The sequence below is a fragment of the Bacteroides sp. MSK.20.12 genome (genome assembly GCF_019052435.1).
GTDB classification, from domain to species: Bacteria; Bacteroidota; Bacteroidia; order Bacteroidales; family Bacteroidaceae; genus Bacteroides; species Bacteroides xylanisolvens.
Genome location: NZ_JAHQVH010000021.1, coordinates 38,583 through 50,996, shown reverse-complemented (window position 1 = coordinate 50,996; position 12,414 = coordinate 38,583). Strand labels below are relative to the sequence as shown.

The 12,414-nt window shown below is 36.1% G+C and carries 17 protein-coding genes and 1 pseudogene; 6 read left to right on the top strand and 12 right to left on the bottom strand.

The genetic code is table 11. The annotated features are described in order from the left end of the window. Positions 1-314 precede the first annotated feature (314 nt). Positions 315-842, bottom strand: coding sequence for a DJ-1/PfpI family protein (locus KTR06_RS12660; RefSeq protein ID WP_074708345.1), 528 nt, complete (start codon positions 840-842; stop codon positions 315-317). A gap of 166 nt (positions 843-1,008) precedes the next feature. On the opposite strand from KTR06_RS12660, the gene KTR06_RS12655 reads away from it, so the two are divergent. Both KTR06_RS12655 and KTR06_RS12650 read left to right on the top strand, forming a co-directional pair. Then, positions 1,009-1,365 (top strand): helix-turn-helix domain-containing protein, encoded by a 357-nt coding sequence (locus KTR06_RS12655; protein ID WP_217290393.1) that lies wholly within the window; start codon positions 1,009-1,011, stop codon positions 1,363-1,365. Between the two features lie 14 nt (positions 1,366-1,379). Further along, positions 1,380-2,196, top strand: a pseudogene (locus KTR06_RS12650) (MBL fold metallo-hydrolase). A 124-nt stretch (positions 2,197-2,320) separates the two neighbouring features. Here KTR06_RS12650 and KTR06_RS12645 read toward each other — a convergent pair. From KTR06_RS12645 to KTR06_RS12610, 9 genes are all read right to left on the bottom strand, one after another. Further along, positions 2,321-2,587 (bottom strand): immunity 17 family protein, encoded by a 267-nt coding sequence (locus KTR06_RS12645; RefSeq protein ID WP_120070693.1) that lies wholly within the window; start codon positions 2,585-2,587, stop codon positions 2,321-2,323. A 369-nt stretch (positions 2,588-2,956) separates the two neighbouring features. After that, complete coding sequence (locus KTR06_RS24750) at positions 2,957-3,043, bottom strand: DUF6578 domain-containing protein (protein ID WP_317196101.1); 87 nt, start codon at positions 3,041-3,043, stop codon at positions 2,957-2,959. A 69-nt stretch (positions 3,044-3,112) separates the two neighbouring features. Further along, on the bottom strand, positions 3,113-3,667 hold the full coding sequence (locus KTR06_RS12640) for a hypothetical protein (RefSeq protein WP_120070701.1): 555 nt from the start codon (positions 3,665-3,667) through the stop codon (positions 3,113-3,115). Positions 3,668-3,771: 104 nt separating this feature from the next. After that, entirely contained in the window at positions 3,772-4,365 is a 594-nt protein-coding gene (locus KTR06_RS12635) for a hypothetical protein (RefSeq protein WP_217290392.1), read from the bottom strand. A gap of 43 nt (positions 4,366-4,408) precedes the next feature. Next, complete coding sequence (locus tag KTR06_RS12630) at positions 4,409-5,284, bottom strand: pentapeptide repeat-containing protein (RefSeq protein WP_151926704.1); 876 nt, start codon at positions 5,282-5,284, stop codon at positions 4,409-4,411. A 98-nt stretch (positions 5,285-5,382) separates the two neighbouring features. After that, a complete protein-coding gene (locus KTR06_RS12625) occupies positions 5,383-5,649 on the bottom strand; it encodes a hypothetical protein (protein ID WP_151926703.1) in 267 nt (88 codons plus the stop codon). A gap of 80 nt (positions 5,650-5,729) precedes the next feature. Beyond that, positions 5,730-6,194: a hypothetical protein gene (locus KTR06_RS12620; protein WP_217290391.1), complete on the bottom strand. Its 465-nt coding sequence runs from the start codon at positions 6,192-6,194 to the stop codon at positions 5,730-5,732. Positions 6,195-6,265: 71 nt separating this feature from the next. Further along, a complete protein-coding gene (locus tag KTR06_RS12615; RefSeq protein ID WP_217290390.1) occupies positions 6,266-6,964 on the bottom strand; it encodes an Imm19 family immunity protein in 699 nt (232 codons plus the stop codon). Positions 6,965-6,971: 7 nt separating this feature from the next. After that, positions 6,972-7,250: a hypothetical protein gene (locus KTR06_RS12610; protein WP_233471866.1), complete on the bottom strand. Its 279-nt coding sequence runs from the start codon at positions 7,248-7,250 to the stop codon at positions 6,972-6,974. Between the two features lie 252 nt (positions 7,251-7,502). On the opposite strand from KTR06_RS12610, the gene KTR06_RS12605 reads away from it, so the two are divergent. The 4 genes from KTR06_RS12605 (at position 7,503) to KTR06_RS12590 (ending at position 10,110) form a co-directional block, all read left to right on the top strand. Continuing rightward, positions 7,503-8,231: a TetR/AcrR family transcriptional regulator gene (locus KTR06_RS12605; RefSeq protein ID WP_120070601.1), complete on the top strand. Its 729-nt coding sequence runs from the start codon at positions 7,503-7,505 to the stop codon at positions 8,229-8,231. A gap of 162 nt (positions 8,232-8,393) precedes the next feature. Beyond that, positions 8,394-8,837, top strand: a complete 444-nt coding sequence (locus tag KTR06_RS12600) for a GNAT family N-acetyltransferase (protein ID WP_008022934.1) — start codon at positions 8,394-8,396, stop codon at positions 8,835-8,837. 9 nt (positions 8,838-8,846) lie between these two features. Next, on the top strand, positions 8,847-9,527 hold the full coding sequence (locus KTR06_RS12595) for an RNA polymerase sigma factor (protein WP_022275226.1): 681 nt from the start codon (positions 8,847-8,849) through the stop codon (positions 9,525-9,527). 61 nt (positions 9,528-9,588) lie between these two features. After that, positions 9,589-10,110, top strand: a complete 522-nt coding sequence (locus KTR06_RS12590) for a DinB family protein (protein ID WP_217290389.1) — start codon at positions 9,589-9,591, stop codon at positions 10,108-10,110. A gap of 441 nt (positions 10,111-10,551) precedes the next feature. Here KTR06_RS12590 and KTR06_RS12585 read toward each other — a convergent pair whose 3' ends face one another. Together KTR06_RS12585 and creD are read right to left on the bottom strand one after the other, a co-directional pair. Further along, complete coding sequence (locus KTR06_RS12585; RefSeq protein ID WP_049702551.1) at positions 10,552-11,019, bottom strand: macro domain-containing protein; 468 nt, start codon at positions 11,017-11,019, stop codon at positions 10,552-10,554. A gap of 33 nt (positions 11,020-11,052) precedes the next feature. Continuing rightward, positions 11,053-12,405 carry a cell envelope integrity protein CreD gene (gene creD / locus KTR06_RS12580; RefSeq protein WP_217290388.1) on the bottom strand — a complete coding sequence of 451 codons (1,353 nt, stop codon included), beginning with the start codon at positions 12,403-12,405 and terminating at the stop codon, positions 11,053-11,055. Positions 12,406-12,414 lie beyond the last annotated feature (9 nt).

The window sequence follows — 12,414 nt, the reverse complement described above, 5'->3', positions numbered from 1 at the left end:
ATAGTACGGAAAGAGAATAGGATAGAGAGGATATATTTTTTATGGGTGTATGGATGTTGTATGTTTGTTGAAAATTATTAAAGTTGGGCGTGTAGTTGTGTTGTTGTTTTGATGATCTGTAAATGTTTGATTACTAGGGTGGTATGTTTATCATTTTTCCTTTTAAACCAACAAGTCGTTCCTTTAAAAGAAACGACTTGTTGCACACCGAGAAACGCATCGTTTCTTTTAAAGGAACATACCTTTCCATCTTGGGATGTGTAGATTTATGTTATAATGTTTATATTTATTGTTTTGTATCTACACTGTAGGCATTATTTTAATGCTTCAATTATATGTGGTAACATTGTCCAAATGGTATTTTCATCTTGAGCGGTGAAGAAGTTACCATCTATCTCTGATTTCTCATCGGTAGCTGTTCCGTTTTGAATAGCTGGCTTGGCTAATGGGTGAACTGCTACTTTTTTCCCTTTGGTTATACCGGTAAAGTCAAACATCATTGCACCGGCACAATGTCCAATCATAATTTTCCCTTTATCCCCGAACGTTTTAATGACTTGCATCAAATCTACATTATAAGGCTTATCGGCATTCTGCTGAAATACAGGCACTGCATCGCCACAAGAGAAAACGAGTGCGTCAAACTCATCTTCGTGTCCCTTCAAATTAGCAATCACATCATCCACTGTCAGGCTGATTCCTGAATTTGTTTTAATCTCCTTCGTATCCGATACGGCAAATACTTTATATGAAATGCCATTCTCGAAAAATGCTTCCAAATATTGGAATAGTCCACAACCATTTACCGGATTCACTGCTAAAACTGCAACTTTCTTTGCCATAATCATAATTATTTAAATGAAACAATAGTTATTATTAGTAAGTTTATTACTTTTGTGATGCAAATGTATCTTTCTTATTTGAGAAATGCAATAACGTACTTGAAAATAAGGAAGTTACATAGAGGTAACTATTGCTGAAGCTCAATAAAATACAAAACGTTAAAGAATGAAAAACTTTCATCCGACGGGGAATTGTCCGATAAGAGATGTGCTTAGCCGCTTGGGAGATAAGTGGTCGATGCTGGTGCTTATTACGCTGAACGCAAATGGAACTATGCGTTTTAGTGATATCCATAAAACGATAGAAGATGTCTCTCAAAGAATGTTGACTGTTACATTGCGTACTTTGGAATCAGATGGATTAGTTGAACGGAAAGTGTATGCTGAAATACCTCCCCGTGTGGAGTATTGCCTGACAGATACAGGCGGTACATTGATTCCTCATATTGAAGGACTGGTGGGATGGGCCTTGGAGAATATGAGTACTATTTTGGACCATAGACAAATGAATCAGCAACATTAATGACAACGAAAGAAATGAATGAGATAGAGACTGAACTGATTATGCTCGGAACGGGTAATGCTACTGTAACCAAATGCTATAATACTTGTTTTATCCTTAAAACGAAAGAGACAGTGCTGTTGGTTGATGCAGGGGGGGGGAAATGGAATTTTAAATCAGTTGGAAAAAGTGGATGTGCCTATTGACAGTATACATGATATGTTTGTGACGCATGCTCATACCGATCATATACTGGGAGCTGTCTGGATGATACGTATCATTGCGCAGTGGGCATCCAATGGACACTATTCCGGTAGGTTTCGTGTGTATGGACACGATAAAGTATTGATGGTGTTGGATCAAATATGCCGCATGACGCTTCCTGTTTCGGTTATAGGAGCTATCAATAAGTATGTTGAGTTCTGTGACGTCAAACATGGTGATACTCTCCGGCTCGGAGACTTGAATGTACAATTTTTCGATATTGCCTCCACTAAAGAAAAACAATTTGGCTTCCGGGCATTATTGCCTGATGGAAAGTCTCTGGCTTGTTTGGGAGATGAACCATATAATGAGCAAAACCGTGCGTATGCTGAAGGAGTAGACTGGTTATTGTGTGAAGCATTCTGTTTATATGCGGACCGTGAACGTTTTAAACCTTATGAAAAACATCATAGTACGGCACAGGATGCAGGCAGGCTGGCACAACAATTGGGAGTAAAGAATTTATTGTTATATCACACGGAGGATAAGACGTTGGAAACTCGCAAGAAGTCTTATACAGAAGAAGCATCCCGGGAGTTTTCCGGAATGGCGTATGTACCTGATGATTTGGAGAAAATACTTCTGTAGAAAGAGGTCTTTAACATGAGGAGGAGATCAAAGTTGAATAGCCAACTCATTATCAATAATGTCTTGTTCTATATTCTTCTCTTTTATTTATTTCCGAAATGTGATTTCTCCTGCCCACGGTATTTCATGATTTCATAAATATCATTATCCCGATCCCACCAAGCATGATGATGATAGCATTGATAATCATTCCGACTCTCAATCCTTTTTCACCGAATACGTCATATAGCCACAGGAGAAAATTGAATCTTCCGTTGCGTTGTCCCGTCATGTCAAATATCCATTCCCATCGGCGAATAGCCCCGATAAGAACTAAAGCTCCCAAAGCGACGAGGATTAAACCGCCACTTGTTGGTGTCAGGTTGCTAAAAAAATCTTGTTCTTTTTCCATGTTTGTTATTTTAGTTTTATTGTTTAACTAACAATGTTTAGCAGTGTGCTACTTTAAACCACGTACTGTTTGGTTAGTAACTTTTTTAATGCTAACGTTTCTCAATACTACAATATAAGAGTCAAAAGTCATTCCATTAATTTCTTCTTCATATCCGTTAGCATCAACCACACTTCTAAGAAGGCTTGAAACAGGAATTAGAAATTGAGGATTGGCTGCAGATGGCTTATATTTTGTATAAATCGCATTTATTTGATGGACTGTTCCTTGTAAAATATGTAATCCATCACTCGTTTCATAATGTGCATTGTATATGTATTCTATTGTTTGGTTGACGTCAGTTAGTGTTTTATTGAAAGTAAAAACATCTCATCTAACCATATCGTTTATACTGAATGGCTGACCGCAACATTGCATCTGCCATCCTTCATAAAGTACTGTGTAGTAATTTTCCATATGTTTTATTTTTTATTGGTTGCTTAATAGTGGGTAACTAATTACCATTTTGGACTATTGAGGTGTGCATTATAATAAGTTTTTCGTATCAAAACCCAATTCATCTAAGACTTCTAATTGTTCCTTTTGATATTCAGGAGTTCCTGTGTGAATCATTTTCTTGTTTATAATATAGCTTTTAGGATATTCTTCATAATATTCCATTAAAAATGCTGGAATATTTTCATGTCTATTGAAAATATGTGAAATCATTCCAGCCTTGACCAAATTTATGAAATTCTTCTTATTGCATTCATGTATCAGCCCATCTTGAGAGATAATGCATTGATTAAGAAAAAAAATCCTATTAAAATTAGCAAAATGTGCCAAGTCAGGACGTTGCCAGCGTTTAATGTCTGTTTTATCAGGAGAAGGGATTACTTTTTCCCATATGCCTCGTTTCACAGGAAAAGAATTGCAAATAAGATAGAGATGATAAGGAGTTTGAGAGAATGTTTCTTCGTTTAATTCACCTTTCAATGGGGCAAAAACTCCATAACAATCTTTTGTTAGAAGTCTTGCATAATAAGTTCCCTTATTTTTGCCATCAATTTTATAGATTGCTCCTAATTCATATCTTGCCATAATTCTTTTATTTATTTTATTATAGTGTCCGGCGGTATTTCTTTCTTACCTATTCTGCTGTTTGTTTACTATTATTATGCCATGTGTCATTAATCTTTTTTCTGTTATGTCGATTGCCAATAACCGGCAATGATATTTTCCACAATGTTATTATCCTGTTTGGCATACAAATATAATGCGCTATAACAGAAAGGATAATTACCTTTCAGTAGTCCATCAAGAGGATAGCCGTCTTCATCTATTTGCATATAAAAAGAATATCTATCTTTTTCTAGCTGATCATAATAGAATTTTTTATTTTGGACTAAGCGGGGGATACCACCCAGCTTTACCAGGAAAGGCTCATTTCCCGTTTCAGTATCACAACATTCTTTATAAAGGATAATATCATGTTTTATAATTGCCGGATGTTGTAGCTCTGTTTTTGTACCTTCCGAAGAAATATCATGTTCAATAACCTTGATTGCACAATCGGGGTACCTATTCTTGCATAGATAGATTTCCCAATCTTCAGGTAGAAAAATAGATATTTGTCTTTGCTTATTAGGTAATATTAAAGTCATATAAAAGAGGTAACCTGTAAAAGAAGTATCCTCTTCACCACAATAAGCAGGTGGACATCCTCCAATCCAACCCAAAGACGGTTGGTCAGTTGGGGCAAGGATTGCTTTATATAAGAGACATTTTTTTAGTTCCATATTTTTTGTTTACTTGGTTAATAATATCCGGTAGTGTGCAGCATTATGTTGTTAGCTGTTTGCTATCGTCCAATTCCCTTTTTGCTTTTATAAATAGCTCCATTAACCTATCAGCAAACTCCTCATTCTCAAAATGTTTGAATTCATGCCAGCAAACAATCGTTATCGGTGCTTCTTCTAGTACGTTTTTTATGCAATTCAAAGCCCAACTTTTATTATCTGCATTATACCAGTCTTTTTCAATCTCTTCTGATACTCTTGCGGTAATTTTATCCAAATTCTTACCGATTAATAGATGTTTATCATCTATAGGTGGGATGATATGCTCTAATTCACATTCTTTGAAATTGATGAATTGCATCGTTGCCAATGAAAAATCGATATTCTTCATGATTACTTTAGAAGCATTAAGGATATTCTCCATTTTTGTATGTTTCTTAATCCGGAAGATAACTTGTTCTGCTTTATCTGAAGTTTGATACTGTGTAATTTCCTCTTTTCTCATTCTCTGTATCATAAAATCATCTATCAAACCTACAAAGCGAACATTTTCCATATAAAAACAATATATTATGTAACTTTTTATCTTGCAGTTCTCAAATACGGTATTTGTTATATATGAAGCGTTTGTGATTTTACCTAATTTACATTTGACAAAAGTGCAATTATTCTGCCCACCGCCCCAAGCTCCGAGGTAGGTAGCAGACAAATCAACTCTTGTAAATGTGCAGTTTTCAAAGAAACAGCACCAAAATCTGGTATGTCCGCAAATAGTCTTATTGAAAATGCAATTACGGAAGTTCACGTTTTTAAAAACGACTTCGGTGATATCCGACTTTGTGAAATCATAATCCACAAAATCCATATTCTCAAATTTTGCATCTTCCGCTATTTTTAAGCCTTTGTATTCAGTGTTCATTTTCTGTCTTATTTTGCGGGTGATAATGTTCGGCAGCGTATGCTTTTGGAGGTGTGCTGTTTGTTAGCAATACATTATGAATGTTTGCAATGCAGAACCTAATACTTTTCCCACAATTCATTGATATTGGAACGTCTGACTTTTTCTCCTTCTCTCAAATCAGGCAAAGAAAGTAGAGTTTTATCATGTTCGATAATTTGTTCTATTGAAACAACATAAGCATCATCTTCTTTAATTGTATATGCATGAAAACATAGCCAATCACCATCATCATCGTATATAACATTAGTTATTGGTTTATTTTCAATCATAACTTGCTTTAAAGTTATAACTGGTTTCAGCTTTTCTTCATTAATTATTTTCATAACTTTCTATTATTTAATTATTATTGCTAGTGTTAAGTCACTAACTGATTTTGGACAGTTTGCAGGTTGTTATCATCTAGTCAATATAGGGTTAAATCCCGCACAGTGTTATTTTTCCAAATAAAGCTGAAACAATAATCTAAATCATCTGTGGTAAATGTGATTTCCCAGCTATCGTTGTACTTGACGGATGATTTTATTTCTTCCGGATAAAATCTATTCTGCCACGAAGTATATGTTTCTTCTTTATGTGCCAATCGGCTTTCATTAGGTAATAAACTTTCCACTCGGGCAATCACTGATTTCCAATTCTCCAACAATGCCTGTAAATCCAATAACTGTTGTGACAAAGGAGCTGAAGCATTTCCTTCTAACCAAATCACAGTTTCCTCCGAATATGATGGCAACTGCACTGTGCTCCACCAGGCGTAGTGCTCATTCTGCCACCAATCACAAACCTTAGAGTGAAAGATTCCCAAATCTTTTACTGCATATTCTTTTTTTGTTCCTAATAAAATATTTACCAGCTTTTTGAAAGATCCCATTGCTTCTATTTTTTAGTTTGTTGCGAATGACTTTAAAAGGAATGACATAACATGAATTATTTTGTTTGCATCTATAGTTTTGATAAAAGGGCATTCAAATCTTTTATTTCCAACTTTACATCATCATCATACACCAATGCATTTCTATAGGAATGGTTGCTTGTACAGATAGTCCCTATTTCAGGAATCTCTTGTATATCGGAGTTAGGTATTAATAATCCGCTTAAGAGACATTTGCTAATATAATCTGGCTGTTCCTGAAATATCGGGATCTGTTTCAATCTTTGAGTTATTTCGTCGAAGGCTGCTTCTTTTTCTTGTTCTCTGATGGCGGACAAAGGTAACAATAAATGGAATAGTATATCTCCATATTTTTGTTTGGCAATCTGTAGCAACTCTGGATATGTGATGTATTTTAGGTGAAAATGTCCACAAATTTCTCCAATTAGGATATTATTTAGAAAATAGTATGTGTAGCATGGATGAAATTCTATTTTTAGTGTTATATCCTTATTCACAGGAAGTAATAGAGTATTCGGATTTTCTATCTCCCCTTCATTATCAGATGTCTCTAATTCGGATTGAGATAATTTTTTCCAATATTCTACACATTCTTTTCTATCTAAAGATGCTGGGGCTAGTTCTTCATTCCATATCTCATCAAAGTTTGCTTCCTTTTCTTCATCTACTGCTTGTATATGATGATGTAATATTACATCCCAAAAGAATGCATTTGCGAACGAATATTCTTTTTCTAGTATTATTTTCATTATATTTTTATTTTTGATTGTAACAAATGTTTGGCGGGTAATTCCTTTTAGAATAATTTACCCGTTTGTGATCGATGTTATTTTGTTTGCTATTATTTTTCTTAATTATACCATTAAAACTTTCTTCTAAAATATCGTCAAACGATCTTTTCTTTTTGGTATTTAGCAGTTTTCCAACAATTGATTTGGGCAGTAATGTATACTGGCTTTGTTTGCCTTTATTCTGACAGGCGTGTATCAGCAGATGGGGTATATTTATTCTTTCTTTTGCCTGATATGCTTTCATGTTTGTATCTTATAAAATAGTTATCATTTATTTAAAGATTATATTTTCATATAGATCACATATAATCATTTTATATTTAGCAGTATACTAATTATACTGTTTTTGTAACGAGTAATACGCAAATGTAATGATAATATTTATAAGAAAATTATTTCTCTAAATATTTATTTATTTTTATTTTATTCGAACTTGCTTACTAATAATTTCGGGTAAATTATTACCTTTGCTACCAATCGAAGATAACCGTTTGAAGTGAAAGAGGATAAGACGCAAAGAATACGCCGTACTCGCAACGAATTAAAGGAGGCTACCCTCCGAGCTGTGTCGGAACTGTCAAAAGAAAAAGGATTGTCCCGTATCACGATGGTGGATATTGGGGAGAAAGCAGGCATTCGTGTAGACGTGTTGAAACGTAACTACACTTCTGTGGAGAAGATACTTTCGCTTTATGCCGCTTCGGTAGACTATTGGATTTCTGATCTGTTCACCCCCAAACATCCGATGGCGACAATTAATGAAAAGGTAATGACCGAAGTCTTTACCAATCTTGCCAATGCCCTCTATAACGATAGTGAGATGCAAAAACTGCTTTTTTGGGAATTGTCCGAAGATAATCCTACTACTCGTCGGCTGGCAGCCAACCGGGAATTATTCTATGCTGATGTATTTACCCGCTACAATGATCTGTTTAAGGATACAGGGCTTCACATCGATATCATTTCGGCATTGATAAATGCAGGTATCTATTACCTGATTCTTCACCGTAAACGTTCCACTTTTTGGGGCGTAGACTTCTCAAAACGTCCGGAACGAAAACGGTTTATCGAAGCCATCGGTCAGGTGATTACCTTGGTCTTCAATACTCTTGAACAACAAAAACAAACAGTGGAGATAGCTCGCAAACTCAAACTGAAAGGTGTTGCTCTTGATGTGATAGCCGAATGTACGGGGTTGTCGAACGAGTTTGTGAAACAGTTGTAGTGTCCAGGCGGAATCCATTTTACCGTTGTGTCGGTAATATTTCCGGAAAGCTGTTTATTCGGCGAAAGTTTATATCTTTGCAATAAACTATTTTATAGGTTGTTGATAAACAAATATAACGGTACAGGTCAATGACTTCCACACCGTTCAATATCTAAAAATATGGAGATAAAACTAGTAACTTCAGATAAAAAAGAATTCCTTGATTTATTACTCTTGGCTGATGAACAAGAAAGTATGATTGACCGATATCTGGAACGCGGTGATATGTTTGTTCTTTATGATGACGGGCTGAAAGCTCTTTGTGTGGTGACACGTGAGGGGGAAGGAGTTTATGAAATCAAGAATATTGCTACTGTTCCTTTCTTTCAACGACAGGGGTACGGAAAACGTTTAATAGAGTTTTTATTTGAATATTATCAGGGGAAGTGCTCTGAAATGTTGGTGGGCACAGGAGATGTACCTTCTTCCAGATCATTCTATGAACATTGTGGTTTTGCGATTTCTCACCGGATAAAGAATTTCTTTACTGACAACTACGATCATCCGATGTATGAGGATGGTGTGCAGTTGGTGGATATGATATATTTGAAGAAAACATTTTAGTGTGTAACGATGGAAATAGATATCAATCGTTTGGTGAAAGAATATGGAAATATGATTTCCATGATTGCTCACCGGATGATTCAGAATAAAGAAATCGCCCGCGAAGCAGCACAGGAAGTCTGGTATGAACTTTGCAAAAGTATCAGTAGCTTTAAAGGCGATTCGGAGATTTCTACATGGATATACACTATCGCTCGTCGCACTATTGGTAGATATGCAGCATGTGAAAAGCATGTGAAAATGTCGGAAATCGAATATTTCCGTTCGTTGCCGGAAATTGAATATTCCGGTGGGGAAGAAGCGAAGCGGGAATGGATAAAAGAAAGGTGCGATTGGTGTATCACCGCTTTAAATCATTGTCTGAATAATGATGCTCGTCTGATTTTTATCTTTAGAGAAAATATCGGGTTGCCTTATCGACAGATTGGCGAAATCATGGAACTGAAAGAAAGTAATGTGCGGCAAATCTATAATCGTTCCATTCAGAAAATCACAGCTTTTATGAATGATACTTGCCCGTTATATAATCCCGATGGTGCTTGTAAATGTCGCATTTGCAAACCGGTATATTCTATTGATATGGATAAAGAATATACAATGGTGCAACGAATGATGAGGCTTGCCGATTTATATAGGAAGTTTGAAAAAGAACTACCGAGGAAAAATTATTGGGAGAAATTCTTGCAGTAAGTTGTCACAAAGCTCATTTGCTTTTCCACTAACTATATGTATAATTAAAAAACATATAGTTATGAGTAAAATTGACTTTTTAAAGGAGCAGATTATAGAAGCTCGCACATTTGTGAATCGTTTGATGTCTGAATTGCCGGAAGATTTGTGGTATGTTATTCCTGAAGGAACAGATTCTAACTTTATTTGGCAAGTGGGACATCTGCTTGTTTCACAGAATTTTCATAAACTGACAGCTGTTACCGGAGTGAACGAAAAGGTGGGGCGATTAGTGCCTATCCAAAAATATAATAGAATATTCAATGGTATGGGAACATTGCATCGTTCCATAGAAAAGGACTTGATTCCAGTTGCTGAATTGAGAGAACAAACGGAAATTGTTCATCAAATCTGTATCGAGAATCTGGAAACTCTGAATGATGATGTTTTGGCAGAGTGCTTGCAGCCTCTCCCGTTTAAACATCCTGTTGCGGAAACTAAATATGAAGCATTGTCGTGGAGCTTTAAACATGAAATGTGGCACAGTGCAGAAATGGAAGCAATCAAAAGAGAGTTGGGGTATCCAATCGTTTGGATGAAATAATGATTATGTCCATTTCTATTACTGTGTGAATAAATAGACTTATTAATGACCTGCTATTGTATGCAAACGTGTTTCTCAATTTTTACAATTAAGGACTACGCTCTTAATAAACGTACTTTCTGTTTATAATAAACTTTTTGATAGTTTATTATAAATGGTATCAGATTTTATTAAAAACTATTTTGATCGTTTTTAGAGATTCGATAGAATGAATTAAGTAAAAATATAAACAAAATAGGGCAATGATCGTTAGATTATTGCCCTATGATATATCTGTACTAATACTGAAATGTATCAGTTTAAAGGCTTTTTATGTCTCTATTTTTCTTATATTTTTCATTCCTCTTATTGCTTTTGTTTCCTCAAAGATACAAAATAAAAAGCCATTTGTCAAGTGTTTCAGAAGAAAGCCTCTTGTTTATTGAGTAACTCTGGATTTATTCATAAATCATATACGGTTACAGCTATTTCTTTATCAATTAATTCTTCTTTGATAATTTGTTCGATAAGCTCCCATTTCCCGCCAGCCAATCCACAACCAATTCGTGGCATATGTATACTTGCCTTCTGTTCCATTGCAAACAAGGCTACTTTTTTTAAACATTGTCGGACTGCTTCATAGCGGATAGGAGGTAATCCATTTGTATTTTTGTAGATACCCTGCTGTCCTATCATATTGGCGACATATATATCATCTGCCACGTGGACGAACTGTACATCTCCTAAGGAGAATTCTTCTTGGGATTTATACCATTGGCGGTAAGCTTCTTCGGTAACTTTCCATTTTTTGGAAAGTGCCAATACGAATCCTTTTCCCCATCCTCCAATATCATTGCAGATGTGAGTGATGATTTTATTACCCGGTGAGATAGGAGATGTAGCATCTCCTTTAATATATATTATATCCATAGTTTTCTAATTGACAGCTTGAGAAATAGAATCTTATTCATTAAACCAGTCTATTTTCTTTGAAAAATACATCACTATTGCCAGAATGATAAACAGTCCTAAGCTGCCTGCCAATAATGCGAAAGTCTCCAGTTGGATAAGCACAAAGATATAAATATAGAGTATAGCCAACAAACCGGACATGATTAATGACGGTTTCTTTTTCTTGGTGATTCCGAACATATATCCGCCTACCAGTATAATAGTCAGTGCAGAAGATAACAAATAGGCCGGGTTGAAACCGACGTGTTCGGAGAAGGAGAGGAGCAGGCTGTAGAATAGACAGAGAGCCAGTCCTACCAATAAATACTGCAAGGCATGAATGCGGGTCTTGTTCATGATTTCAGTGAAGAAGATAACTCCGAAAGTCAGTAGGATAATCAGAATGGCATACTTTGCGGAACGCATAGACTGTTGGTACTGTTCCACCGGAATTTTGAAGTTCACACCGAAACTGGAACTCTCAATATCCTTGATATTTGAGGTGTTGAAGTCAACCATCACTTGTGAGTAATTCCGGTTCAAGTTTAAAACTTGCCATTGTGCGGAAAATTCCTTCTCCGTAATATTCCGGTTGTTAGGCAGATAGTTTCCGGTAAAGCTCGGTGTATTCCAGTTGGCTTTCAGATCTACACGGGTTGTTTTACCCAATGGAATAAAGTTGAGTGACTGTGAACCTTTCAGTTTGATTTTTATTTCGTATGGCAGTTTTTTGTTCTGCTTCAACTCCGACAAATTAGCGATCGCATGAACTCCGGTGTTAGCTATTCCTCTGTTGTCCATACCCGGTTCGAATATATAAACAGAATCTCCCAAGGTGATGCTGATTTGTTCGCTGATACCCCGCATATCGGTCAGGTTCAAGCAAATAGCTGCCCTGTCAAACTGCAACTGGTCCATGTCTATTCTGCTCTTTTTCAATTCTTCCGAACTGAATGAACCTTTCAATGTCAGTTCCGATTGATATACATTGACCTCATAGATACTTCTTTTCAGGATTTCAGTCTTCAGTTGTCCATTGACCATAAGCTCGTCAGGAAAAAGTATCAGGTCTTTGATGGAAACCTTCTTCTCACCGTTGTTTTCAGTGACAACCGGATACTGGAGATTCAGGTAAGGGCCAGTGATGGTCTGTGCAAGACTCCATTTTTCGCTTACCTCGTCGATAGCTTCTTCCTGGGTTCGTCCCCGTTCGGAAATAAGATTCTCAATCATAAACATGGGGATCATCAGGAGAAGGATTAATAATCCGATGATGACAACCTTGATTGTTTTGGAGAAACGGTGGAGGCATCCCATAGGTTGCTGCGCCTGTTGCTCATTTAAATTTTCATTGAAAGCGTCCATAAGCCAGTA